Annotated in this window: 27 protein-coding genes and 1 riboswitch; of the genes, 3 read left to right on the top strand and 24 right to left on the bottom strand. The window is 72.3% G+C overall.

Translation table 11 applies throughout. The annotated features are described in order from the left end of the window. Positions 1-32: 32 nt before the first annotated feature. From rpoZ to pyrR, 11 genes are all read right to left on the bottom strand, one after another. Positions 33-299 carry a DNA-directed RNA polymerase subunit omega gene (gene rpoZ / locus AC07AL_RS17315; RefSeq protein ID WP_030240625.1) on the bottom strand — a complete coding sequence of 89 codons (267 nt, stop codon included), beginning with the start codon at positions 297-299 and terminating at the stop codon, positions 33-35. 37 nt (positions 300-336) lie between these two features. Continuing rightward, a complete protein-coding gene (gene gmk / locus AC07AL_RS17310; protein ID WP_350877834.1) occupies positions 337-894 on the bottom strand; it encodes a guanylate kinase in 558 nt (185 codons plus the stop codon). A 48-nt stretch (positions 895-942) separates the two neighbouring features. Next, positions 943-1269 (bottom strand): integration host factor, actinobacterial type, encoded by a 327-nt coding sequence (gene mihF, locus AC07AL_RS17305; protein ID WP_063346755.1) that lies wholly within the window; start codon positions 1267-1269, stop codon positions 943-945. A 365-nt stretch (positions 1270-1634) separates the two neighbouring features. Then, a complete protein-coding gene (pyrF, locus tag AC07AL_RS17300) occupies positions 1635-2468 on the bottom strand; it encodes an orotidine-5'-phosphate decarboxylase (RefSeq protein ID WP_350877835.1) in 834 nt (277 codons plus the stop codon). Positions 2469-2569: 101 nt separating this feature from the next. Continuing rightward, a complete protein-coding gene (locus tag AC07AL_RS17295) occupies positions 2570-3685 on the bottom strand; it encodes a quinone-dependent dihydroorotate dehydrogenase (RefSeq protein ID WP_400803556.1) in 1116 nt (371 codons plus the stop codon). Positions 3686-3791: 106 nt separating this feature from the next. Further along, entirely contained in the window at positions 3792-7100 is a 3309-nt protein-coding gene (carB, locus tag AC07AL_RS17290; protein WP_363583146.1) for a carbamoyl-phosphate synthase large subunit, read from the bottom strand. Continuing rightward, on the bottom strand, positions 7093-8310 hold the full coding sequence (gene carA, locus AC07AL_RS17285; protein WP_363583144.1) for a glutamine-hydrolyzing carbamoyl-phosphate synthase small subunit: 1218 nt from the start codon (positions 8308-8310) through the stop codon (positions 7093-7095). The genes carB and carA overlap by 8 nt, the downstream gene beginning before the upstream one ends. Beyond that, positions 8307-8873: a PH-like domain-containing protein gene (locus AC07AL_RS17280; protein WP_363583142.1), complete on the bottom strand. Its 567-nt coding sequence runs from the start codon at positions 8871-8873 to the stop codon at positions 8307-8309. The genes carA and AC07AL_RS17280 overlap by 4 nt, the downstream gene beginning before the upstream one ends. Beyond that, the gene (locus tag AC07AL_RS17275) at positions 8870-10174 is read right to left on the bottom strand and encodes a dihydroorotase (RefSeq protein WP_478317738.1); all 1305 of its coding nucleotides are present in this window, start codon (positions 10172-10174) and stop codon (positions 8870-8872) included. The genes AC07AL_RS17280 and AC07AL_RS17275 overlap by 4 nt, the downstream gene beginning before the upstream one ends. Beyond that, positions 10171-11145 carry an aspartate carbamoyltransferase catalytic subunit gene (locus AC07AL_RS17270; protein ID WP_363583140.1) on the bottom strand — a complete coding sequence of 325 codons (975 nt, stop codon included), beginning with the start codon at positions 11143-11145 and terminating at the stop codon, positions 10171-10173. The genes AC07AL_RS17275 and AC07AL_RS17270 overlap by 4 nt, the downstream gene beginning before the upstream one ends. Before the next feature lie 5 nt (positions 11146-11150). Further along, positions 11151-11798, bottom strand: a complete 648-nt coding sequence (pyrR, locus tag AC07AL_RS17265; RefSeq protein WP_363583138.1) for a bifunctional pyr operon transcriptional regulator/uracil phosphoribosyltransferase PyrR — start codon at positions 11796-11798, stop codon at positions 11151-11153. Between the two features lie 330 nt (positions 11799-12128). Between pyrR and bldD the strand changes: the two genes are divergently transcribed. Continuing rightward, on the top strand, positions 12129-12632 hold the full coding sequence (gene bldD, locus AC07AL_RS17260; protein ID WP_031072501.1) for a transcriptional regulator BldD: 504 nt from the start codon (positions 12129-12131) through the stop codon (positions 12630-12632). A gap of 124 nt (positions 12633-12756) precedes the next feature. Here the strand turns inward: bldD and AC07AL_RS17255 are convergent, their stop codons facing one another. The 10 genes from AC07AL_RS17255 to rpmB form a co-directional block, all read right to left on the bottom strand. Further along, a complete protein-coding gene (locus tag AC07AL_RS17255) occupies positions 12757-13698 on the bottom strand; it encodes a hypothetical protein (protein WP_400803566.1) in 942 nt (313 codons plus the stop codon). Positions 13699-13918: 220 nt separating this feature from the next. Further along, a complete protein-coding gene (locus AC07AL_RS17250) occupies positions 13919-14746 on the bottom strand; it encodes a thioesterase family protein (RefSeq protein ID WP_363583134.1) in 828 nt (275 codons plus the stop codon). A gap of 159 nt (positions 14747-14905) precedes the next feature. Continuing rightward, positions 14906-15343: a transcription antitermination factor NusB gene (nusB, locus tag AC07AL_RS17245; protein WP_063346766.1), complete on the bottom strand. Its 438-nt coding sequence runs from the start codon at positions 15341-15343 to the stop codon at positions 14906-14908. A 4-nt stretch (positions 15344-15347) separates the two neighbouring features. Further along, positions 15348-15911: an elongation factor P gene (gene efp / locus AC07AL_RS17240; protein WP_350877845.1), complete on the bottom strand. Its 564-nt coding sequence runs from the start codon at positions 15909-15911 to the stop codon at positions 15348-15350. Between the two features lie 79 nt (positions 15912-15990). Then, on the bottom strand, positions 15991-17097 hold the full coding sequence (locus AC07AL_RS17235) for a M24 family metallopeptidase (protein WP_363583132.1): 1107 nt from the start codon (positions 17095-17097) through the stop codon (positions 15991-15993). Positions 17098-17187: 90 nt separating this feature from the next. Next, positions 17188-17361, bottom strand: coding sequence for a 50S ribosomal protein L32 (rpmF, locus tag AC07AL_RS17230; protein WP_063346769.1), 174 nt, complete (start codon positions 17359-17361; stop codon positions 17188-17190). Positions 17362-17414: 53 nt separating this feature from the next. Then, positions 17415-17651, bottom strand: coding sequence for a 30S ribosomal protein S18 (rpsR, locus tag AC07AL_RS17225; RefSeq protein WP_363583130.1), 237 nt, complete (start codon positions 17649-17651; stop codon positions 17415-17417). Positions 17652-17663: 12 nt separating this feature from the next. Next, on the bottom strand, positions 17664-18830 hold the full coding sequence (locus tag AC07AL_RS17220) for a CobW family GTP-binding protein (RefSeq protein WP_400844160.1): 1167 nt from the start codon (positions 18828-18830) through the stop codon (positions 17664-17666). Between the two features lie 5 nt (positions 18831-18835). After that, on the bottom strand, positions 18836-19141 hold the full coding sequence (rpsN, locus tag AC07AL_RS17215) for a 30S ribosomal protein S14 (protein WP_363583126.1): 306 nt from the start codon (positions 19139-19141) through the stop codon (positions 18836-18838). Continuing rightward, positions 19141-19377, bottom strand: coding sequence for a 50S ribosomal protein L28 (rpmB, locus tag AC07AL_RS17210; RefSeq protein WP_363583124.1), 237 nt, complete (start codon positions 19375-19377; stop codon positions 19141-19143). Before rpmB ends, rpsN begins: the two co-directional genes overlap by 1 nt. Before the next feature lie 125 nt (positions 19378-19502). Here rpmB and rpmG point away from each other — a divergent pair, with 125 nt between their 5' ends. Continuing rightward, on the top strand, positions 19503-19667 hold the full coding sequence (rpmG, locus tag AC07AL_RS17205; RefSeq protein WP_363583122.1) for a 50S ribosomal protein L33: 165 nt from the start codon (positions 19503-19505) through the stop codon (positions 19665-19667). 112 nt (positions 19668-19779) lie between these two features. Here the strand turns inward: rpmG and nicT are convergent, their stop codons facing one another. Beyond that, on the bottom strand, positions 19780-20892 hold the full coding sequence (gene nicT / locus AC07AL_RS17200) for a Nickel transporter NicT (RefSeq protein ID WP_478317765.1): 1113 nt from the start codon (positions 20890-20892) through the stop codon (positions 19780-19782). A gap of 30 nt (positions 20893-20922) precedes the next feature. Next, a riboswitch (cobalamin riboswitch) is annotated at positions 20923-21136 on the bottom strand. 81 nt (positions 21137-21217) lie between these two features. Here nicT and AC07AL_RS17195 point away from each other — a divergent pair. Beyond that, positions 21218-21601: an ArsR/SmtB family transcription factor gene (locus AC07AL_RS17195; RefSeq protein WP_363583120.1), complete on the top strand. Its 384-nt coding sequence runs from the start codon at positions 21218-21220 to the stop codon at positions 21599-21601. A gap of 54 nt (positions 21602-21655) precedes the next feature. On the opposite strand, the gene AC07AL_RS17190 is transcribed toward AC07AL_RS17195, so the two are convergent. Together AC07AL_RS17190 and AC07AL_RS17185 are read right to left on the bottom strand one after the other, a co-directional pair. Next, entirely contained in the window at positions 21656-22465 is an 810-nt protein-coding gene (locus AC07AL_RS17190; RefSeq protein WP_400803582.1) for an Fpg/Nei family DNA glycosylase, read from the bottom strand. 80 nt (positions 22466-22545) lie between these two features. Continuing rightward, a complete protein-coding gene (locus tag AC07AL_RS17185; protein ID WP_478317737.1) occupies positions 22546-23400 on the bottom strand; it encodes an AAA family ATPase in 855 nt (284 codons plus the stop codon). Positions 23401-23550: the final 150 nt, after the last annotated feature.

Here is a 23550-nt window from a genome sequence, read left to right as displayed (position 1 = left end):
GCCGGGCCCTTCCACAAGCTTCGGAGACCGCCTCAGGCGGCTTCGATCGCCTCGGCGGTCAGCATGCCCGCGTTGATCTCGCGCAGCGCGATCGACAGCGGCTTCTCGTGCACGTGGGTGTCGACCAGCGGGCCGACGTACTCGAGCAGGCCCTCACCGAGCTGGGAGTAGTACGCGTTGATCTGGCGCGCGCGCTTGGCGGCGTAGATCACGAGGCTGTACTTGGAGTCGGTGGCCTCAAGCAGCTCGTCGATCGGCGGGTTGATGATGCCCTCGGGCGCGGTCATGGAAGAGGACACGCGAAAACCTTCCGAAAGGGTGGAAAAGACAGACAGGTCAGGCTACACCGAGCAAGGCTAGCAGTTCGGCCGCTACCTGCTCGACGGAGGTGTTGACAAGGGTCGTGTCGAACTCGGGCTCGGCCGCGAGCTCGACCTTGGCCGCCTCCAGCCGCTTCGCGATCACGTCCTGCGACTCCGTGCCCCGACCGGTCAGCCGTCGGACCAGCTCGTCCCAGCTCGGCGGGGCCAGGAAGACCAGCTGCGCCTCGGGCATCGACTCGCGCACCTGGCGGGCGCCCTGGAGGTCGATCTCCAGCAGGACGGGCTCGCCGCGCTCCAGCTTCTCCAGCACCGCCGAGCGCGGGGTGCCGTAGCGGTTGCCGGCGAAGACGGCCCACTCCAGCAGCTCGCCGTTGGCGATCAGCTTGTCGAACTCGTCGTTGTCGACGAAGTGGTACTGGACCCCGTTCTGCTCGCCCGGCCTCGGGTGCCGGGTCGTCGCCGACACCGAGAGCCAGACCTCGGGGTGCTGCTTCCTCATATGAGCGACGACCGTGCTCTTGCCGACCCCCGAAGGGCCGGAGAGCACGGTCAGCCGCGGACGCTCACTCATGCACCGATTATCCCGGATCGCGGACGGTCCCGGGACCACGGGGCACGGTCAGGCGGCACCGCCGCCGAACTCCCGCTCCAGGGAGGCGATCTGGTTCGTACCGAGGCCGCGGACGCGCCGGCTCTCGCTGATGCCGAGGCGTTCCATGATCTGCTTGGCACGGACCTTGCCGACGCCGGGAAGGGACTCCAGCAGTGCGGAGACCTTCATCTTGCCGATGACGTCGTTCTCGGCCTTTCCGGCCTTGATCACCTCGTGCAGGGAGGCGCCGGAGTGCTTGAGCCGGTTCTTGACCTCGGCGCGCTCCCGGCGAGCCTCGGCGGCCTTGGCGAGCGCGGCGGTGCGCTGTTCAGGGGTAAGGGGCGGAAGAGCCACGCCGTTCACCTCAGGGTGTGGAAGGAAGGGATTGAGCTATGACTGGTTTGGATCCCAGGACACCGTCCGCAAGGGGAACCAGAGGGCCCTTGACCTGCGGGAGCTACGGGTTTCGCGGCTCGCCGATGACCTATCGCCGGACACTACCCGGATTGCGGCGCCACGTCAGGAAAAGAACACGAAAAGTCCTGGTCAGCCAAGGCCGACCAGGACTTTCCAGGGCAAAATGACCGCGATTGCGAAACTTTGACACCGCCAATGTGACGGCGCTCACGTCAACTCCGGGGAGGTCCGGGGACCCTCGCCGGGCTGCGCACACTGCGCAGGGTCATCGCCCCGCTACGCGCTCGCGCCCTCGATCGCCGCTACTTCACCGCGTCCGCGTACTCGCCGACGAACCGCTCGGCCGCCGAGCGCAGGGCCGCCACCGACGGACCGTGCTTGAGCACGTCCCGGCTGACGCTCGGCACCACGTTGATCACCGCGGCGCCGAACACCCGCGGCAGGTCGGCCATCGTCGCGCCCTGGGCGCCGATCCCGGGGGCCAGCAGCGGGCCGTTGATGGCCAGTTCCACGCCCGCGTCGGCGAGCGTCGCGCCGACGACCGCGCCGAAGGAGCCCAGCGGGGCGGCGTCGCCGTTCTCCGCCGCCAGCTGCCGCAGCACCGAGGCCGCGACCGACTCGCCGTCCGCGCCGACCGCCCGCTGCACCTCGTGGCCCTCCGGGTTGGAGGTGAGCGCCAGCGCGAACACGCCGCAGCCCTGCGCGCGGGCCAGGTCGAGGGCCGGGCGCAGCGAGCCGAAGCCCAGGTACGGGCTGACCGTGACGGCGTCCGAGAACAGCGGGCTGCCGGGCGACAGGAAGGCCTCCGCGTAGGCGGCCATGGTGGAACCGATGTCGCCGCGCTTGGCGTCCATCAGGACCAGCGCGCCGGCCGCCCTGGCCTCCTCGACGGACTTCTCCAGCACCGCGACGCCCTTGCTGCCGAAGCGCTCGAAGAAGGCGGCCTGCGGCTTGAGCACGGCCACCCGGTCGGCCAGCGCCTCGACGACGGTGCGGCTGAAGGTCTCCAGGCCGGCAAGGTCGTCGCCGAGCCCCCAGGCGGCGAGCAGGGAGGCGTGCGGGTCGATGCCGACGCAGAGCTGGCCGCGGGTGTCGAGGGCCTGGCGCAGCCGGGCGCCGAACGGGGCGAGGGTCATGTCGTCCTTCCGGAAGGTCGTGGGGAGGCCGCACGGAGGCCGTACGGGAGGTCGTGCGCGGCTCGTACGGGGCGTCGTACGAGCCGGGGCCGCACGGTGGTTCAGGAGGCGGCCCTGGTGCCGTCGACGGCACTGCCGACGGCGGCGGCCAGGTCGCGGAAGCCCGCGGCCCGGATCCGGGCGGAGAGGCCCCGGTGGATCCGGCGGCACCAGAACGGGCCCTCGTAGATGAAGGCGCTGTAGCCCTGGACGAGGTCCGCGCCGTGGACGATCCGCTGCCAGGCGTCCTCGGCGGTCTCGACGCCGCCGACCGAGACCAGCGTCAGCCGGCCCCCGGTCCGGGCGCGCAGGCGCTGGAGCACCTCCAGGGCGCGGGCCTTGAGCGGGGCGCCGGACAGGCCGCCCATGCCGATCTCCTCGACCCGGACGGCGTCGGCGCGCAGGCCCTCGCGGCCGATCGTGGTGTTGGTGGCGATGATGCCGTCCAGGCCCAGTTCCAGGGCGAGGTCGGCGACCGCGTCGACGTCCTCGTCGGCCAGGTCGGGGGCGATCTTGACCAGCAGCGGGACGTGGTGCGCGGTGGTGCGGTCGGCGGCCTCGCGGACGGCGGAGAGCAGCGGGCGCAGGTGGTCCACGGCCTGGAGGTTGCGCAGCCCGGGGGTGTTCGGCGAACTGACGTTGACGACCAGGTAGTCGGCGTACTTGGCCAGCCGCTCGGTGGACTTGACGTAGTCGGCGACGGCGTCGGCCTCCTCGACCACCTTGGTCTTGCCGATGTTGACGCCGATCACCGGGGTGGAGCTGGTGTGCGGGCGGGCGGCGAGGCGCGCGGCGACCCGGGCCGAGCCCTGGTTGTTGAAGCCCATCCGGTTGATCAGCGCGCGGTCCTCGACCAGGCGGAACAGCCGGGGCGTCGGGTTGCCCGGCTGGGGCTCGCCGGTGATGGTGCCGATCTCGACGTAGTCGAAGCCGAGCATCGCCAGGCCGTCGATGCCGACGCCGTTCTTGTCGAAGCCGGCCGCCAGGCCGAACGGCCCCGGCAGGTCGAGGCCGAGGGCGGTGGTGTGCAGCGCCCGGTCACGCGGGGCGAGCACCAGCCGCACCAGCGTGCGCAGGCCGGGCACCGAGGAGGCGAGCCGGATCCAGAAGAAGGCGAGGTGGTGGGCCTTCTCGGGGTCCATCTTCTTGAAGACGAGGTCGAACAGCAGCTTGTACAAAAACCCAACTCCCGGATCAGGGCCCGGATCTGGGCGTGAGCACCCGGATCAGGGCATGGAAGTGGGGGGCACCCGGCCGGCCTCGGTGCCCCCCACTGCGGTGGTGCTACTTGCGGCCGGCGTTGATCAGCGCGGCGTGCTCCTGGAGCGACATCACCCCGACCTCGTCGCGCAGCAGCGCGTCCATGCCCTGGACGGCCGCGCCCATCGCCTGGACCGTGGTCAGGCAGGGCACGCCGCGGGACACGGCGGCGGTGCGGATCTCGTAGCCGTCGAGGCGCCCGCCGGTGCCGTACGGCGTGTTGATGATGAGGTCGACCTCACCGTCGTGGATCAGCTGGACGATGGTCCGCTCGCCGTTGGGGCCCTCGCCCTCGCTGTGCTTGCGCACCAGCGTGGACGGGATGCCGCCGCGGTGCAGCACCTCGGCGGTGCCGGCGGTGGCGAGCACCTCGAAGCCGAGGCCGACCAGCGCGCGGGCCGGGAAGACCAGGTTGCGCTTGTCGCGGTTGGCGACCGAGACGAAGACCTTGCCCTTGGTCGGCAGCGCGCCGTAGGCGCCGGCCTGGGCCTTGGCGTAGGCCGTGCCGAAGACCTTGTCGATGCCCATGACCTCGCCGGTCGAGCGCATCTCCGGGCCGAGCACGGTGTCCACGCCGCGGCCGTGGATGTCGCGGAAGCGGCTCCACGGCATCACGGCCTCCTTGACCGCGATCGGCGCGTCGGCCGGCAGCGTGCCGCCGTCGCCCTCGGCCGGGAGCAGGCCCTCGGCCCGCAGTTCGGCGATGGTGGCGCCGAGCGAGATCCGGGCGGCGGCCTTGGCCAGCGGCACGGCGGTCGCCTTGGAGGTGAACGGCACGGTGCGGGAGGCGCGCGGGTTGGCCTCCAGCACGTACAGGATGTCCCCGGCCAGTGCGAACTGGATGTTGATCAGGCCGCGGACGCCGACGCCGCGCGCGATGGCCTCGGTGGAGGTGCGCAGGCGCTTGATGTCGTAGCCGCCGAGGGTGATCGGGGGCAGCGCGCAGGCGGAGTCGCCGGAGTGGATGCCGGCCTCCTCGATGTGCTCCATGACGCCGCCGAGGTAGAGCTCGGTGCCGTCGTAGAGCGCGTCGACGTCGATCTCCACCGCGTCGTCGAGGAAGCGGTCGATGAGCACCGGGTGCTCGGAGATCAGGCCGGCGTGGCGCTCCAGGTAGGAGGCGAGCGAGGCCTCGTCGTAGACGATCTCCATGCCGCGGCCGCCGAGCACGTACGACGGGCGGGCGAGCACCGGGTAGCCGATCTCGTCGGCGATGGCCTTGGCCTCGGCGAAGGAGAAGGCGGTGCCGTGCTTGGGGGCGGGCAGGCCGGCGTCGCGCAGCACGCGGCCGAAGGCGCCGCGCTCCTCGGCGAGGTCGATCGCCTCGGGCTGGGTGCCGACGATCGGCACGCCGTTGTCCTTGAGCGCCTGGGCCAGGCCGAGCGGGGTCTGGCCGCCGAGCTGGACGATCACGCCGGCCAGCGGGCCGGCCTGCTGCTCGGCGTGGACGATCTCCAGCACGTCCTCCAGGGTGAGCGGCTCGAAGTAGAGCCGGTCGGAGGTGTCGTAGTCGGTGGAGACGGTCTCCGGGTTGCAGTTGACCATCACGGTCTCGTACCCGGCGTCGGCCAGCGCGAAGGAGGCGTGCACGCAGGAGTAGTCGAACTCGATGCCCTGGCCGATGCGGTTCGGGCCGGAGCCGAGGATGATCACGGCCGGCTTGGTGCGCGGGGCGACCTCGTTCTCCTCGTCGTAGGACGAGTAGAAGTACGGGGTCTTGGCGGCGAACTCGGCGGCGCAGGTGTCGACGGTCTTGAACACCGGGCGGATGCCGAGCGCGTGCCGGACCTCGCGGACGACGTCCGGCTTCAGACCGCGGATCTCGCCGATCTGCTGGTCGGAGAAGCCGTGCCGCTTGGCGTGGCGCAGCAGCTCGGGGGTGAGCTCGGCGGCCTCGGTCAGCTCGCCGGCGATCTCGTCGAGCAGGAAGAGCTGGTCGACGAACCACGGGTCGATCTTGGTGGCCTCGAACACCTCCTCCGGGGTGGCGCCGGCCCGGATGGCCTGCATCACGGTGTTGATCCGGCCGTCGGTCGGCACGACTGCCTTGACCAGCAGCTCGGCCTTGTCGCCGACCGGGCCGGTCCAGGAGAACTGGGAGCCCTTCTTCTCCAGCGAGCGCAGCGCCTTCTGCAGCGCCTCGGGGAAGTTGCGGCCCATGGCCATGGCCTCGCCGACCGACTTCATGGTGGTGGTCAGCGTGGCGTCGGCGCTCGGGAACTTCTCGAACGCGAACCGGGGGACCTTCACCACGACGTAGTCGAGGGCCGGCTCGAAGGAGGCCGGGGTCTGCTCGGTGATGTCGTTGGGGATCTCGTCGAGCGTGTAGCCGACGGCCAGCTTGGCGGCGATCTTGGCGATCGGGAAGCCGGTCGCCTTCGAGGCCAGCGCGGAGGAGCGCGACACCCGCGGGTTCATCTCGATGACGATGACCCGGCCGTCGTCGGGGTTGACGGCGAACTGGATGTTGCAGCCGCCGGTGTCGACGCCGACCTCGCGGATCACGGCGATGCCGATGTCGCGCAGGATCTGGTACTCACGGTCGGTGAGGGTCATCGCCGGGGCGACGGTGATCGAGTCACCGGTGTGCACGCCCATCGGGTCGAAGTTCTCGATGGAGCAGACGACCACGACGTTGTCGTTCTTGTCGCGCATCAGCTCCAGCTCGTACTCCTTCCAGCCGAGGATGGACTCCTCCAGGAGCACCTCGGTGGTCGGCGAGAGGGCCAGGCCCTGGCCGGCGATGCGGCGCAGGTCTTCCTCGTCGTGGGCGAAGCCGGAGCCGGCGCCGCCCATGGTGAAGGAGGGGCGCACGACGACCGGGTAGCCGCCGAGCGTGTCGACGCCGGCCAGCACGTCGTCCATCGAGTGGCAGATGACCGAGCGGGCGGACTCGCCGTGGCCGATCTTGGCGTTGACCGCCTCGACGACGCCCTTGAACAGCTGGCGGTCCTCGCCCTTGTTGATCGCCACCACGTCGGCGCCGATCAGCTCGACGCCGTACTTCTCCAGCGTGCCGGCCGAGTGCAGGGAGATCGCGGTGTTGAGCGCGGTCTGCCCGCCGAGGGTCGGCAGCAGCGCGTCGGGGCGCTCCTTGGCGATGATCCGCTCGACGAACTCCGGGGTGATCGGCTCGACGTAGGTGGCGTCGGCGATCTCCGGGTCGGTCATGATCGTGGCCGGGTTGGAGTTGACCAGCACGACCCGCAGGCCCTCGGCCTTGAGGACGCGGCAGGCCTGCGTGCCCGAGTAGTCGAACTCGGCGGCCTGGCCGATCACGATCGGGCCGGACCCGATCACCAGGACGGACTTGATGTCAGTGCGCTTAGGCACGCTGGCCCTCCATGAGCTTCACGCTGTGCTTGTCGTCGCCTCGCATGAGCTCGACGAACCGGTCGAAGAGGTAGGCCGCGTCGTGCGGGCCGGCCGCCGCTTCGGGGTGGTACTGCACGCTGAAGGCGGGGACGTCGAGCGCCTGGAGGCCCTCGACCACGTCGTCGTTGAGGCAGACGTGGGAGACCTCGACCCGCCCGAAGGGGGTGTCGCTCACCCGGTCCAGCGGTGCGTCCACGGCGAAGCCGTGGTTGTGCGCGGTCACCTCGACCTTGCCGGTGGTGCGGTCCTGCACCGGCTGGTTGATGCCGCGGTGGCCGTACTTGAGCTTGTAGGTGCCGAAGCCCAGCGCGCGGCCGAGGATCTGGTTGCCGAAGCAGATCCCGAAGAACGGGGTCCCGCGTTCCAGCACGCCCTGCGCGACGGCGACCTGGTGGTCGGCGGTGGCCGGGTCGCCCGGGCCGTTGGAGAAGAACACGCCGTCCGGCTGGACCGCGTAGAGGTCCTCCAGGGTGGAGTTGGCCGGCAGCACGTGCACCTCGATGCCGCGCTCGGCCATCCGCTGCGGGGTCATCCCCTTGATGCCGAGGTCCAGCGCGGCGACGGTGAACTCCGCAGTGCCGATGGGCAGGGCTTCGCCGCCGGGACCGATCGCGGGCACGACGTACGCCTCGGTGGTGGCCACCTCGGCGCACAGGTCGGCGCCCTTCATCTCGGGCGACCGCTGCACCCGGGCGAGCAGTTCGGCCTGGTCGGTCAGCGCCTCGCCGGAGAAGATGCCGCAGCGCATCGCGCCGCGCTCGCGCAGGTGGCGGGTGAGCGCCCGGGTGTCGATGCCGCTGATGCCGACGACGCCCTGGCGGACGAGTTCCTCGTCCAGCGAGCGGGTGGAGCGCCAGTTCGACGCCACCCGGGCGGGGTCGCGCACGACGTACCCGGCGACCCAGATCCGCTTGGACTCGTCGTCCTCGTCGTTCCAGCCGGTGTTGCCGATCTGCGGGGCGGTCATCACGACCACCTGGCGGTGGTACGACGGGTCGGTGAGGGTCTCCTGGTAGCCGGACATGCCGGTGTTGAAGACGGCCTCGCCGAAGGTCTCGCCGGTCGCGCCGTAGGCCTCGCCGCGGAAGGTCCGGCCGTCCTCCAGGACGAGCACGGCGGGGGTGCGCTCCCGCCGTCGGCGCTGCGTGGTGGGGGCAGGTGCGGTCATTGAGCGGCCTCTTCCGTCTTCGTCTTCGTACGTGTTGCGAGTTGGGCGATCGCCTCGACCCAGGCGGCGTGCTCGTCCGGGTGGTCGGCCCGGAAGCCCGAGTCCAGCTCGGTGCCCTCGTGCGTCCAGGTGACGACGAGCAGCCCGGCCGGGACGACCTTGCCGGCGATCCCGGAGTCCGTGCGGGCACCGGTCAGGTGTCCGGCCGGGATCCAGAGGTCGACGTCACCGGGGCGCCGCACCAGCAGGCCGTCCTCGCCGAGGGTGAGGTCGGCGCGGCTGCGGGTGCCCAGGCCGTGCGCGACGACGCGGTCGAGCCAGTTCCCGGCGGTGGTGGAGCCGTGGTACCGCCCGCTGGTCTCCAGGATGGTCCGCCCGGCGCCGGCCGGCACGGCGGGCAGCGGCGGGATGCCGGACTGGAGGGTGCGCCGCCAGTTCCAGCCCTGCCGCATCAGCCAGTAGACGAGCCCGATGACGATCAGCAGGCCGACGGCCCAGCCGATGTACCCGGGCCAGTTGGTGACCTTGGCCTGCTCCTGGGCGAGCGCGGCCGGGCCGGTCACGCCGCCCCACCCTGCTCGGCCAGCTCGCCGGCCAGCACGGTGGCGCGCCCGCGCAGGAAGGTGGCGTGCACCCGTCCGGGCAGGTCAAGGCCCTTGTAGGGGGTGTTGCGGCTACGGGTGGCGAAGCTGTCCGGGTTCACGGCACCACGGTACGCGGGATCGAACAGCACCAGGTTGGCCGGCTCACCGACCGAGACGGGACGGCCCTGTCCGGCGAGACGGCCGATCCGGGCCGGGCGGTGCGACATGCGGTCGGCGACGCCCTCCCAGTTCAGCAGGCCGGTGTCCACCATGGTCTGCTGCACGACCGACAGCGCGGTCTCCAGGCCGACCATGCCCATCGCGGCGACGGCCCACTCGCAGTCCTTGTCCTCGTCCGGGTGCGGCGCGTGGTCGGTGGCGACGGCGTCGATGGTGCCGTCCGCGAGCGCCTTGCGCAGCGCCTGGACGTCCTCGGCGGTGCGCAGCGGCGGGTTGACCTTGTAGACCGGGTCGTAGGAGCGGACCAGCTCGTCGGTGAGCAGCAGGTGGTGCGGGGTGACCTCGGCGGTGACGTCCCAGCCCTTGGCCTTGGCCCAGCGGATGATCTCGACCGAACCGGCGGTGGAGACGTGGCAGACGTGCAGCCGGGAGCCGACGTGCGCGGCGAGCAGCACGTCCCGCGCGATGATCGACTCCTCGGCGACGGCCGGCCAGCCGCCGAGCCCGAGCTCGCCGGAGACCTGGCCCTCGTTCATCTGGGCGCCTTCGGTGAGCCGCGGCTCCTGGGCGTGCTGGGCGACGACGCCGTCGAAGGCCTTGACGTACTCCAGGGCGCGGCGCATCAGCACCGCGCCGTCCACGCACTTGCCGTCGTCGGAGAAGACCCGCACGTTCGCGGCGGACTCGTGCATCGCGCCCAGCTCGGCGAGCTTGTTGCCCTCCAGGCCGACGGTGACGGCGCCGACCGGCTGCACGTCGCAGTAGCCGGCCTCCTGGCCGAGCCGCCAGACCTGCTCGACCACGCCGGCGGTGTCGGCCACCGGGGTGGTGTTGGCCATCGCGTGCACGGCGGTGAAGCCGCCCATCGCGGCGGCCCGGGTGCCGGTGAGCACGGTCTCGGCGTCCTCGCGGCCGGGCTCGCGCAGGTGGGTGTGCAGGTCGACGAGACCGGGCAGCACGATCAGGCCGCCGGCCTCGATCTCGATGTCCGCCTCGACCGCCAGGTCGGTGCCGATCGCCTTGATCACACCGTCGGCGAGGTGGAGGTCCTGCGGGGCACCGCCGAGGATCTGGGCGTTGCGGATCAGGTAGGTGGTCACTGAGCGGTCTCCACGGAGTCGGTGCGGGCGTCGTTGAGGGTGGCTCCCCCGAGCAGCAGGTACAGGACGGCCATCCGGACCGACACGCCGTTGGCGACCTGCTCGACCACGGTGCAGCGCGGCGAGTCGGCGACCTCGGCGGTGATCTCCATGCCGCGCACCATCGGGCCGGGGTGCATCACGATGGCGTGCTCGGGCAGCTGGGACATCCGGGTGCCGTTCAGGCCGTAGCGACGGCTGTACTCGCGCTCGGTCGGGAAGAACGCGGCGTTCATCCGCTCGCGCTGCACCCGCAGCATCATCACCGCGTCCGTCTTGGGGAGCACGCGGTCCAGGTCGTAGCTGACCTCGCAGGGCCAGTTCTCGATGCCGATCGGCAGCAGCGTCGGCGGGGCGACGAAGGTCACCTGGGCACCGAGGGTGGTCAGCAGGTGCACGTTGGAACGGGCGACCCGGCTGTGCAGGATGTCGCCGACGATGGTCACCCGGCGCCCGGCGAGGTCGTGGCCCAGCCCGGCGTTGAGGTGGCGGCGCATGGTGAAGGCGTCGAGCAGGGCCTGGGTGGGGTGCTCGTGGGTGCCGTCACCGGCGTTGATCACGCTGCCGTGCAGCCAGTCGGACTGGGCGAGACGGGCCGGCGCGCCCGAGGCGTGGTGCCGGACGACGACCGCGTCGGCGCCCATCGCCTGGAGGGTGAGCGCGGTGTCCTTGAGGCTCTCACCCTTGGAGACCGAGGAGCCCTTGGCGGAGAAGTTGATGACGTCGGCGGAGAGCCGCTTCTCGGCGACCTCGAAGGAGGTCTTGGTGCGGGTCGAGTCCTCGAAGAAGAGGTTGACGACGGTCCGGCCGCGCAGCGTGGGCAGCTTCTTGACGGCCCGTCCGGAGAGCTGGGCCAGCTCCTCGGCGGTGTCCAGGATCAGCAGCGCGTCGTCGCGGGTGAGATCGGCGGCGGAGACGAGGTGGCGCTTCACGCGGGTTACTCCGAAAGGTGCGGTTCGGACGGCTGGGAGGCCAGGGCCTGCGAACCCTGTTCATCGCGCGCGGAGCGCGACGCATCGGTGTAGTCGCGGTCGCCGACCAGCACGGCGTCCACGCCGTCGCTGTCGGACAGGCGCACCTGCACGGCCTCGCGCAGCGAGGTGGGGAGGTTCTTGCCCACGTAGTCGGCCCGGATCGGCAGCTCGCGGTGGCCGCGGTCGACCAGGACGGCGAGCTGGACGGCGCGCGGGCGGCCGATGTCGTTCAGCGCGTCGAGCGCGGCCCGGATGGTGCGGCCGGAGAAGAGCACGTCGTCGACGAGGATGACGAGCTTGCCGTCGATGCCGCCGGACGGGATCTCGGTGTGCTCCAGGGCGCGGGCGGGCTTGAGCCGCAGGTCGTCCCGGTACATGGTGATGTCCAGGGCACCGAGCGGGATCTCGCGCCCGGTGATCTGGGCCAGCCGGCCGTGCAGGCGGCGGGCGAGGTGGACGCCCCTGGTGTGGATGCCGAGCAGCACGACGTCCTCTGCGCCCTTGGCGCGCTCGACGATCTCGTGCGCTATCCGGGTGACGACCCGGGCGATGTCCGTGCCGTCCAGCACCTGGTGCGGCGGTCGCGGCGTCGAATCTTGGTGTGTGGTCATGCCGAAGCGGACCTCCTTCCCCGCCTCACTGGACGGGCCTTAAAGGATGTCTGGGACTGCCCCCGCCGACCGGGCGCGGGCTTCGAGCCATCCTAGCAGCGGGCCGGGAGGCAACCGGACACGCACCATTCCGCTTCGCCGGGTTCACGCCCCGGACGCGCCGCGGATGCGGGCCATTCGCACGACTGCCCCATTCGGCTTGACGCAGCTACCTTACTCTACGTAACCTCACAGTGAGTTACGAGACGGACGTCGAACCCACCGGTAACGGCGTCGGCAATCGTCCGTGACCCACCACTGAACGCGAAGCAATCTCGTCCGGGGAGATCAATGTCCAGCGACTACGCGAAGCAACTCGGAGGCAAGCTCCGAGCGATCCGCACTCAGCAGGGTCTCTCCCTGCACGGTGTCGAGGAGAAGTCCCAGGGGCGCTGGAAGGCAGTCGTCGTCGGCTCGTACGAGCGCGGCGACCGTGCGGTCACCGTGCAGCGGCTGGCCGAGCTGGCGGAGTTCTACGGCGTCCCGGTGCAGGAGCTGCTGCCCGGCGGCACCCCCGGCGGCGCGGCCGAGCCGCCGCCGCGCCTGGTGCTCGACCTGGAGAGACTGACCCAGGTCCCGTCCGAGAAGGCCGGCCCGCTGCAGCGCTACGCGGCGACGATCCAGAGCCAGCGCGGCGACTACAACGGCAAGGTGCTGTCGATCCGCCAGGACGACCTGCGCACCCTGGCGGTCATCTACGACCAGTCGCCGTCGATCCTCACCGAGCAGCTGATCTCCTGGGGCGTGCTGAACCCCGACGCGCGCCGCGCGGTGCGCGAGGAGGAGGCGAGCTGACGCTCGCCGCACCGACTCCCGCCGGCTCGGTCCGCGGTCCGGGCCACGCCCCGGGCCGTGCAGAAACGTCACGGCGCGGCACCCCGCATCCCGGGGGCCGCGCCGTCGCGCGTCCACGGCCGGCTCAGCAGACCGTCCCCAGGCTGTAGCCGGGCTGCGCCGCCACGCCGTCCAGCCGCACCGGCCCGGCAGCCGGCGCCCAGTCCTGCCCGCCGCTCGACCAGGCCCAGGAGGCCGGCAGGAAGTGCTCGTCGGCGGCTCCGCCACGGGCGCCGCCCGCCGCCACCGAGCCCTGCGAGCCGTGCAGCACCGCCACCCCCGGCAGCTCCAGCGCCAATCCGGCGCACAGCACCGCGCAGACCAGCTCCAGGTCCTCGTCGTTGATCCGGACCACGCCGTCCTCCCACTGCAGCACCCGGGCCGCCGCGGTCAGCCGCCCGCCCGGCGCGTCCACCCGCAGCCGCAGCTCGTACACCCCGGCGCCCGCGCCGACCAGCATCCGGCGGAACACCTCGGCGCCGCGCTGGCGGGCGGCGCGCACCCAGCGGGCGTGCTCCTCGTCGACCTCGCCCGCGGCCCCGGACAGGCCGCCGTCCAGCAGCAGGTCGGCGTGGCAGAGCGTCAGCCCGTTCTCCCGGGCCCGGACCAGGCGCGGCACGAAATCCCCGGCCAGTTCCTCGCCCTGATAGGCCAACAGCTGGGTCTGCAACGGCGGATTGACCAGGTAGCGGTCGCGGGCGAGCGGCTCGGCCGGGTCCAGCCCGTGCAGCACGCAGAACTCCGCGAAGTCCTGCGGGTGGAACATCCGGGCCCGCACGGTGTCGAAGCGCTCCAGGGCGTCGGCCAGCAGCTCGGCGGTCTCGGCCAGGTAGTGCTCGTGGTCGGCGGCGTTCGACAGCCCCCAGGCACGGGCCCGGGCGAAGTCGGCCGCGCTGGTCAGGATCCCGATGACGAATACCTGCTCGGCCCCCTCGACCCGCCGCCGCTGGTGCGGCGCCCGCACCGTGGGTCGCGGGCCGCCGGCGGTGCAGTCGGAGTTGCGGCGGGCGCGGCCGTTGCGGCTCATGCGCCCACCTCGCTGCGCTCGGCACGGGCCTGCGCCCCTGCGCGCCTCTCGGTGGTTCGCTCGCTGCGCTCGCTCACGGGATGGCTCCTGGCATCGACGGGTACCGTCGGCGGGTGACGGTCAGCGGCCGGCTCGCCGCTGACCGTCTATCTCCCCATCCGCGCGCGCCGCACACGTACGGCGTGTCACAGGAATGTAACCGACGGTAAGACGATGTGATTCACGCCGTCCGCGGCACCCGGGCGAGCTGGCGGGACTGCGCGACCAGGCGGCCGGACTCGTCCCAGACCTCGGCGTCCTCCTCGAAGTACCCGCCGGCCACGTTGCGGGTGGCGTGGGTGACCCGCAGCCAGCCCGGGACCGGCCTGGCCCGCAGGTGGACGGTCAGTTCGACGGTCGGGGCCCACCCGGGCAGGCCCAGGTCGAAGGTCACCGGCGGCAGCGCGTCGGCGACCAGCAGGAGCAGCAGCGGGTCGGGATCGCGGCCGTCGGCGAGCCGGAACCAGCCCTGGATCCGCCCGTTGCCGGACGGCTGCCCGAGCGCCCAGCCGATGGTGGCCGGGTCCAGCCGCAGGTCGAAGCGCTCCAGCAGCTCGGCCTGGGCGATCAGCTCCCGGGGCGCGTGCTCGACGCCGACGCACTGGTCCGGCGGCGGCAGCTGCGGCGGCACGGCGCTGGTGCGCACCTCGCCGTCGGCGGTGGAGAGGTCGCCGTGGCTGGCGACCACCCGCAGCCGCTCCACGCCGTCCTGGCTGAGCGAGGCGGTGCCGGTGGAGAGCCCGCGGCCGGTGCGCAGCACCTCGGTGCGGACGGTGGCCGGGCCGGGCGTGGAGGCGGACAGGTAGTAACCACTGATCGACACCGGGTCGGGGTGGTCGCCGTGCTCCAGCGACAGCGCGTGTCCGGCGACGGCGAGCAGCAGCCCGCCGTTGACCCCGCCGCCGATCTGCCAGCCGGCACCGAGTTCGGCCTCGTAGCGGCCGGGCTCGTCAGGGTGCCGGGTCAGGGCGATGCCCTGGTCGAACTCGCTGCGGGTCGCGGTGGTCATGGGGGTGGCCTGCCCTTCACTGCGGGTTTCCGAACGCCAAGTTACTGGCGAGTAGGGCACCACCTTACGCCGCCCGGGTGAAACGCGCGACGGCCGCCGGACCCGGAATCCGGGTCCAGCGGCCGTTCTGCGGGTCTCACCACCGCCGGTGGTCGGGACCTACCGGCGGATGCTCGGCTTCAGCTCCAGGAAGCGGGCGAGCAGGCCGTTGACGAAGGCCGGGGAGTCGTCCGTGGAGAACTCCTTGGCGATCTCCACGGCCTCGTCCAGGACGACCGCGTCCGGGACGCCGTCCTCCCAGATCAGCTCGTAGGCGCCGAGCCGCAGGACGTTGCGGTCCACGATCGGCATCCGGTCGAGGGTCCAGCCCACCGCGTACTGCGAGATCAGGTCGTCGATCCGGCGAGCGTGCTGGACGTACCCCTCGATCAGCTCCATGGTGTACTCGCCGACCTGCGGGGTGCCCTCGTCGGGCTTCGGCTCGCGGGCGCGGGCCACCCAGTCCGCGAGGACCCGCTGCGGGTCGACCCCGCGGTGGTCGGCCTCGAAGAGGATCTGGAAGGCCCGGGTGCGGGCCTTGCTACGTGCGGCCGACACGGACTTACTTCACCCGGCCGAGGTAGCTGCCGTCGCGGGTGTCGACCTTGATCTTCTCACCGGTGACGATGAAGAGCGGCACGGCGATCTCGGCACCGGTCTCCAGCGTGGCCGGCTTGGAGCCGCCGGTGGAGCGGTCGCCCTGGACGCCCGGCTCGGTGTGGGAGATCAGCAGCTCGACGGAGGCCGGGAGCTCGATGTACAGCGGGGAGCCCTCGTACATGGCGACCAGGGCCTCGAAGCCCTCCAGCAGGTACTTGGAGGCGTCGCCGACGACGGCCGGCTCGACCACGATCTGGTCGTAGGTGTCCGTGTCCATGAACACGAAGTTCTCGCCGTCCTTGTACGAGAACTGCATGCCGCGCTTGTCGACGTTGGCGGTCTCGACCTTGGTGCCGGCGTTGAAGGTCTTGTCGACGACCTTGCCGGTCAGGACCTCCTTGAGCTTCGTGCGCACGAAGGCCGGGCCCTTGCCGGGCTTGACGTGCTGGAACTCGACGACGGACCAGAGCTTGCCGCCCTCCAGCTTGAGGACCATGCCGTTCTTGAGATCGTTCGTGGAAGCCACGGGCGCACTTACTCCTGGATATAGCTGTCAAGGAACCAAGGCTTGCGTCCTGCCGCCGACGGCCGACGGGCGGCCGCGGTCACAGGGCGAGGAGCTCCTTGGTGGTGATGGTGAGCAGCTCGGGCCCGCCCTCCTCTGGGGGACGCACCACGAGCGTGTCCTCGATCCGGACACCGCCCTTGCCCGGGAGGTGGACCCCTGGGCCGACGGTGACCGGCACGCGGCTGTCCAGTTTACCCATGTCCGACGGACCGAGGCGCGGCGCCTCCCGGATCTCCAGCCCGATGCCGTGGCCCACCGGGTGCGGGGAGGTCTCGGTGTGGCCGGCCGCCTCCAGGATCTGCCGCGCGGCCCGGTCGGGCACGTACTGCTCCACGCCCGGCCCGAGTGCCTCCCGGGCGGCCCGCTGGGCCCGGAACACCAACCGGTGCAGCTCCACCTGCCAGGGCGCGGGCGCGGCGCCGATCACGAAGGTCCGGGCGGTGGAGACGCCGTAGCCCCGGTACTGGGCGCCCATCACCACGGTGAGGAAGTCGCCCTCCTCCACCCGGCGGTCGGTCGGCTGGTGGGCGGGCTGGCCGGAGTGGCTGCCGGTGCCGACGGACACCGGGTAGGCCGCCCGGTCCGCGCCGTGGTCGATCATCCGGCGTTCCAGCTCCATCGCCAGGTGCCGTTCGGTGCGGCCGACCAGGATCGACTCCAGCAGTTCGCCGAGCGCCTGGTCGGCGATCTCGGCGGCGATCCGCAGGTCGGCGATCTCGTGCTCGTCCTTGACCACCCGCAGCCGCTCGACCACCTGCCCCAGGTCGGCCAGCCGGGCCCCCTCCGCCAGGCCCGCCACCGCGCGGTGGCGGCTGACGGTCAGGTCGTGCTCCTCCACCGCCAGGTCCGCCACGCCCAGTCGCACGGCGGCGGCGGCCGCCGCCAGGGCGGTGTCCGCCGAGGCCGCCACCGGTACCTGGGTGACGTCCGGCGCGATCAGGTGTTCCCCGGTGTCGTCCGCCGGCAGATCGTCCGGCACTGCCAGCAGCACCCGCTCCCGGGTCAGCAGCAGCGTCGCCCCGCAGGGCGCGCAGCCCGTCAGATACCGCACGTTCGCCGCCCGGGTGATCAGCGCCGCATCGGCCCCGGCCGCACTGCAGTGCTCCCTCACCCGCTCCCGCCGACCCGCGTACGCATCAGACATGCGTCGAGCCTACGAACCCCCACTCCGATCCGCCCGCCGAGCACCCCCGACAGGGCGCGCCCCCACCCCCGCACGCCCCCTCCGTGGTCGCTACGCCCCCTCCGGGTCGATCAGGCCGCGGCGGTAGGCGGGGACCAGGTTCTGGGGGACGAGCAGTTCGCGGCCGTTGAGGGTGATCGGGACGAGCTTCGGGGCCTTGCCCTTCCACTGGGCCCGGCGGTGCCGGGTGTTGCTGCGGGACGTCTTGCGCTTGGGGACGGCCATCGGGGGCTCCTTGTCGGGTGGTGACGGTGGTGGCGGTGGTGACGGTGGTCCGGTTACCGGGTGGTGCCGGCGGCGTACGGGAGGAGGGCCATCTCGCGGGCGTTCTTGACGGCCCTGGCCACGGCGCGCTGCTGCTGGACGGTGAGCCGGGTGACGCGGCGGCTCCGGATCTTGCCGCGGTCGGAGACGAAGCGCCGCAGCAGGTCGGTGTCCTTGTAGTCGATGTACTCGATGCCGGCCGTGAACAACGGGTTCGGCCGGGCCTTGGGCGGGTTCGGTCGCTTACGCACAGTGACGGCTCCTCAGTGAACGGGGTCGAGCAGGTCCCGGAAGGCGTCCGGCAGGGCCTTCCAGCCGGGTTCGCCCGCCGCGAGTTCGGCGTCGGTGAGCAGACAGGAGTCGAGCAGCCCGGTGACGCCGTCGACGTCGAGGCCCTCCGCGGTGAAGCTGAGCTGCTGCACCCGGTCGCCGTGCAGAGGGTGCCAGTCGAGGGCGGCGGCGGCCCGGCGGGCGGGCGGGTAGAGCTCCCAGGCGGCGTCGGGCAGGGAGGTGAGCCAGGGGCCGCACTCCTCGACGGCGAGGTTGGCCCCGGCGGCGTCCCAGGCGAGCATCAGGTCGGGCCGGTTGGCCAGCCAGAAGCGGCCGCGGCTGCGCTGGGCGGCGGGGACGAGCAGTTCCAGCGCCCGGTGCAGCCGCTCGGGGTGCAGCGGGCGTCGGCGCTCCCAGACCAGCGTGGTGACGCCGGCCTCGTCGCTCTCCTGCGGGAGCAGCGCGATCGCCGGGTTGACCCGGTCGCGGGCGGCGGCGACGTCGAAGCCGCCGAGGGCGGCCCGGGTGAGCGCCCCGGTGCCGAGCCGGACGACCCGGGCGGTGGGGTGGAGCTGGCGGAGCAACGCGAGCCCGGGCGCGTGCGCCGTCGCGCGCGGGACGGCGAGGGTGGTGGCGTACTCGACCTGGTGGGCGAGCGCCTCCGCGCGGGTCCGCTGGTCCTGGACGGCGGTGTGCTCGCCGTGCTCCACCAGGTCGTCGGAGACGGAGAGTTCGCCGATCAGCCGGTCCGGGTCGACGGCCGTGACCACGCCCGCGAGTTCGACGGCGTCCTCCAGGTGGCGGCCGTCCGCCTCTCCCCCGGCGATCACCTCGACGGCCGGGTGCGGGTCGCTACCGCCCCACAGTTCGACGATCGCGAGCCCGTACCGGCCTTCGTCGGCGATCCGCAGCAGTCGCGGCAGCAGGTCCTCGCGCAGGGCGCAGCAGGGGCAGTCGTTCACCAGCGGGACGTCGGCGGCGTCGAACCCGCCTCCCGCGTCGCGCAGTTCACGGTGGACGACGCCCTGCGAGGCCTCCCGCAGGTCATGGTGGAGGACCACCGCGTCCACCGCTGCCGCCGCCAACTCCCGGACGGCGGCGCGGCGTTCGTCGGCGTGCAGTCCGGCGACGACCACCACGGGCAGTTTGATCCCGTCCACGCCGCTCACCAGCTGGCCTTGCGGACGCCGGGCAGGTGGCCGGCGTGGGCGTGAACGCGGAGGTTGACCCGGGAGAGGCCGAAGGCGCGCAGGTAGCCACGGGGGCGGCCGTCGACGGCGTCGCGGTTGCGGATCCGGGTGGCGCTGGCGTCGCGAGGCTGGCGGGCGAGTTCGGCCTGGGCGTCCGCGCGTTCGGCGGGGGCGGTGCCGGGGTGGGCGATGATCCGCTTGAGCTCGGCGCGGCGCTCGGCGTACCGGGCCACGACGGCGCGGCGCTGCTCGTTCTTGGCGATCTTGCTCTGCTTGGCCATCAGACCTTCCCCCCTCGGGCGCGGATGCGGGCGACGGCGGCCTCGATGCCGATCGTGTCGATGGTGCGGATGCCCTTGGCGCTGAGGGTGAGCCGGACGTACCGGCCCTCACCGGGCAGCCAGTAGCGCTTGTGCTGGATGTTGGGGTCGAAGCGACGGCGGGTGCGGCGGTGCGAGTGCGAGATCGCGTTGCCGAATCCGGGTTGGCGGCCGGTGAGTTGGCAGTGGGCGGACATGGGTGCTCCCTGGCGTCCGGGAATGGGCGGGACGGAGCTCACGTTACACCAGATGAAAATGACTTCCATTTCGGTGTACGGTTTCGCCTCAGCCCCGAACACCCCGCCAACCCGGGAGGACACCCATGGCCCGCAGCGAACTGCGCCCCGTCATCAAGCTCCGCTCCACCGCCGACACCGGCTACACGTACGTGACCCGCAAGAACCGCCGCAACGACCCGGACCGGATGGTCCTGCGCAAGTACGACCCGGTCGCGCGCCGGCACGTCGACTTCCGCGAAGAGCGCTGAACCCCGCCCGCCCGACGACCGGCACCGGCCCGCAGCGACGAAACGGCGCCTCCCCCGGGATCCCGGGGGAGGCGCCGTCGCTGATCGCTGCCGTCGCTGATCGCAGCCGTCGCTACTCGGCGGCCACCCAGCGCTTCTCCACCCGGGCCAGCTTCCAGTAGGCGATCGCCGCGGCCCAGACCACCACGAACAGCCCGGCGATCGCGTAGCCGACGTTGTCCAGCGAGATGCCCGCGATCCAGCCGGTGACCGGGTCGGTCAGATCGAGCTTCTCGTGCAGCACGCCGACCAGTTCGATGGTGCCGATGACGAAGGCCACCGCGATCGACAGCCCAGTGATCGTCAGGTTGTAGTACACCTTCCGGACCGGGTTCGCGAAGGCCCACTGGTACGCGAAGTTCATGAACGTCCCGTCCAGGGTGTCGAACAGGCTCATCCCGGCCGCGAACAGCAGCGGCAGGCAGACGATCGCGTACCAGGGCAGCCCGGCCGCCGCGCCCGACCCGGCCATCACCATCAGGGTGACCTCGGTCGCGGTGTCGAAGCCCAGCCCCAGCACCATGCCCACCGGGAACATCTGCCCGGGCCGGGTGATCGACCGGGTCGCCCGGTTCAGCACCCGGGCCATGAAGCCGCGCGAGTTGAGGTGCTCCTCCAGCTGCGCCTCGTCGTACGACCCGGCCCGCATCGCCCGGAACACCTTCAGTATGCCGAGCAGCGCGGCCAGGTTGAGCGCGCCGATCAGGTAGAGGAACGCGCCGGAGGCCGTCGTGCCGACCATCCCGAGCCACTTGTGGGTGGTCGAGTCGTCGTCCATCAGCGTGCTGGCCAGCTGCGCGCCGCCCGCCACCAGGGCGGCCATCAGCACCACCATCGAGGAGTGCCCGAGGGCGAACCAGAAGCCGACCGAGACCGGCCGCTTGCCGTCCGCCATCAGCTTGCGGGTGGTGTTGTCGATCACCGCGATGTGGTCGGCGTCGAAGGCGTGCCGCATGCCGAGGGTGTACGCGGTGATCCCGAGGCCCACCCCGAAGACCTGGGTGCCGACCGCGTAGTTGTGGGGCGCGACCAGGAAGACGAGCGTCCCGAAGGCCACCACGTGCATGGCCAGGATCACCCCCATCAGCCCGGCCGTGCGGACGGTGTCCTCGCGCTTCCAGCGGAACGTGGGCAGCACGGACGGTGTCGCCGGCGCCTCGGCGGCGGCGGTTTCGGGCAGGGTCATTCGGGTCACGCTCCAGCACCTCGTGGAAACACTTCGTGAGATGCCGTGGCCGGTCTCCTGGCTTACGGGGGTCCCGTACCCGCCTTCCCAGGTGCGCGAGGCTCCCAGTGGCGTCGTGGGTACGGACGTCTCTCCATCGTCGACGATCACGATGGCCCGATCACAGTGGCGAGGGCCGCTCCGGACTGGGACCCCTGAGGATCCGTCACCGGTCTTCCCGAGCACCACGGCGGGGAACACCGTAGGGGCCAGGACCCACCCTTGCAAGGCTGCGCACCTGCGCAGGTGTCCAGGATCACAGGCCCCCTCCTGCAACAATGTGCGCATGCATCTCGTACCGGCCGACCGCGCGGGCCACCGCACCATCGACGGACACCGGGTCTGCGAGGCCATCGCCGCGATCGGCGACCCCGCGCACGTCCGCACCTGGGCCGAGCGGTTCTCCCTGCTCGCCGACCCCGGGCGGCTCGCCCTCCTGCTCGCCCTCCACCGGGCCGGCCCGCTCGCCGTCTCCGACCTCGCCGTCGCCACCGGCATGCGCGACCCCGCCGTGTCCCAGGCCCTGCGGCTGCTCCGCACCGCGGGCGTGGTCACCGGGGACAAGGACGGGCGGATCGTGCGCTACCGGCTCGTGGACGAGGCCCTGCGCCCCCTCCTCGACGCGTGCGCCGCCGCCGAACACCACGAGCCCAGCGCGGCCGTCGTCTGACCGGCTCCTCCGGAGGACGCGCCGGGGCCCGGCCGGAGCAACCCTCGAACGCGGTCAGGCCGCCTGGCAGGCGGGGCACCAGAAGAGGTTGCGCGCGGCGTGCTGCTCCGTCCGGACCTCGGTGCCACAGACCAGGCAGGGCATCGCGGCCCGCCGGTAGACGTACACCTCGCCGCCGTGGTCGTCGACGCGCGGCGGGCGGCCCATCGCCTCGGGGGTGTGCTCGGGGCGGACGGTGTCGATCCGGCCCGCGCCGACGCCCTCGTGCATCAGGGCGACCAGGTCGGCCCAGATCGCGTCCCACTCGCCCCGGGTGAGGTCGCGGCCGGCGCGGTGCGGGTTGATCCCGTGGCGGAACAGCACCTCGGCCCGGTAGACGTTGCCCACCCCGGCCAGCACCTTCTGGTCCATCAGCAGCGCGGCGACGGTCGTCCGGCTGGCCGATATCCGGCGCCAGGCGGCCTGCGGGTCGGCGTCGGCGCGCAGCGGGTCGGGGCCCAGCCGGGCGGCGACGGCGGCCTTCTCCGCTCCGGTGACCAGCGCGCAGGTGTTGGGGCCGCGCAGGTCCGCGTAGCCGTCGTCGTTGGCCAGCCGCAGCCGGACCAGGCCGACCGGCTCGGGCGCGGGCCCGGTACCGAAGGCGAAGCCGCCGTAGAGGCCGAGGTGGACGTGCACCCAGGCGCCCTCCTCGAAGCCGAGGAACAGGTGCTTGCCGACGGCTTCGGCCGCGGTGAGCAGCTGCCCGTCGATGGCCTTGGCCTCGTCGGCGAACCGGCCCTGCGGGCTGGACACCTCGACCGGGCGGCCGCCGAAGGCCTTCCGGTTCTCGGCGGCGAGGCGGTGGATGATGTGGCCTTCCGGCACGGGCGTCAGCTCCCCCGGGGTGGTTCGACAGGACCCGCACATCATCGCAGCCGGCACCGACACCGCCGGATCGTCGCAGATCAGCGCACCGGCATGCCCATCAGCCGGGCCAGGATGACGCGGTCCAGCTCGGCGGCGGTGCCGGCCACGTCCAGGTACGAGTTGTCGATGATCGGCAGCCCGGAGTTGTACCAGCCGGCCATCCGGCCGTGGATCCGCGCCACCTCCTCGTCACCGAGCCGCCGGGTGCCGCCGCGCCGGGCGTTGCGGTGCAGCACGGAGTCCAGGCTGGGCAGCAGCACGACCGGGATCATGCCGGGGCCGATGTGCCGCTTCCAGCCGCCGAGGCCGATGGCCGGGCGGTCCGGGAAGACGGCGTCGTCGATGATGCAGGAGATGCCGTTGGCGAGGTAGTTGCGGCAGGCGAAGCCGCAGGTGCGGCGGGCCAGCCGGTACTGCGCCTCGGAGGCGTTGTTCCAGCCGGACTGCGGGTTGGCGAAGCCGGACTGCACCCACTCGCGGACGTCGTCCAGGCTGATGTGCGCGGTCGGGCTGGGCCGGCGCTCGGCCCAGTACCGGGCGACGGTGGTCTTGCCGGCCCCGGCCGGGCCGATCAGCAGGACGGCGATCGGACTGGTGGGCGCGTGCCGCTGCGGCGGGTGGGCGGGGAGTTGCACGGGCGTGCCGGAGGGCAGCACGAAGTGCCCGGTGGACCCGACGGGGACCGGCGCGCCGGGCGCGGGTGCGGCCGGGGCGGGCGCGGCAACAGGAGCGGGCGGCACCGGAGCGGCCGGAACCGGCGGCGCGGCGGCGGGAACAGGAGCCGGAGCGGGCGGCACCGGCGGCGGCGCGGCGGCCCCCGGCGGCTGCGGCCCCGGCGGAGCGACGGGACGCGGCGGGACCTGCCCACCCCCGGCGTACTGCGTCACGGTCACCTCCCGACACCTCTCAGCGGGGAGACTACACGGCGGCCCGGGGGGGGGGGGGGGGGGGCGCCGGGGGGGGGGGGCGGGGTTGGCGTGTGGTGGGGTGTTTTGTAAGGGCGAGCACGGTCAGATCTTACACAACAAACCCAAAACCCCCCC

This window comes from Kitasatospora sp. NPDC043949 (assembly GCF_056435365.1).
This window is presented reverse-complemented; position numbering and strand designations above follow the sequence as displayed.

Coding starts and splice junctions, on each gene's coding strand:
- gmk (WP_350877834.1), bottom strand. CDS start 894: ATGAGTGAGCGTCCGCGGCTGACCGTGCTCTCCGGCCCTTCGGGGGTC.
- pyrF (WP_350877835.1), bottom strand. CDS start 2,468: ATGACCCTCGCCCCGTTCGGCGCCCGGCTGCGCCAGGCCCTCGACACC.
- carA (WP_363583144.1), bottom strand. CDS start 8,310: ATGACCGCACCTGCCCCCACCACGCAGCGCCGACGGCGGGAGCGCACC.
- pyrR (WP_363583138.1), bottom strand. CDS start 11,798: ATGACCACACACCAAGATTCGACGCCGCGACCGCCGCACCAGGTGCTG.
- bldD (WP_031072501.1), top strand. CDS start 12,129: ATGTCCAGCGACTACGCGAAGCAACTCGGAGGCAAGCTCCGAGCGATC.
- AC07AL_RS17255 (WP_400803566.1), bottom strand. CDS start 13,698: ATGAGCCGCAACGGCCGCGCCCGCCGCAACTCCGACTGCACCGCCGGC.
- AC07AL_RS17250 (WP_363583134.1), bottom strand. CDS start 14,746: ATGACCACCGCGACCCGCAGCGAGTTCGACCAGGGCATCGCCCTGACC.
- AC07AL_RS17235 (WP_363583132.1), bottom strand. CDS start 17,097: ATGTCTGATGCGTACGCGGGTCGGCGGGAGCGGGTGAGGGAGCACTGC.
- rpmF (WP_063346769.1), bottom strand. CDS start 17,361: ATGGCCGTCCCCAAGCGCAAGACGTCCCGCAGCAACACCCGGCACCGC.
- rpsN (WP_363583126.1), bottom strand. CDS start 19,141: ATGGCCAAGCAGAGCAAGATCGCCAAGAACGAGCAGCGCCGCGCCGTC.
- rpmB (WP_363583124.1), bottom strand. CDS start 19,377: ATGTCCGCCCACTGCCAACTCACCGGCCGCCAACCCGGATTCGGCAAC.
- rpmG (WP_363583122.1), top strand. CDS start 19,503: ATGGCCCGCAGCGAACTGCGCCCCGTCATCAAGCTCCGCTCCACCGCC.
- nicT (WP_478317765.1), bottom strand. CDS start 20,892: ATGACCCTGCCCGAAACCGCCGCCGCCGAGGCGCCGGCGACACCGTCC.
- AC07AL_RS17195 (WP_363583120.1), top strand. CDS start 21,218: ATGCATCTCGTACCGGCCGACCGCGCGGGCCACCGCACCATCGACGGA.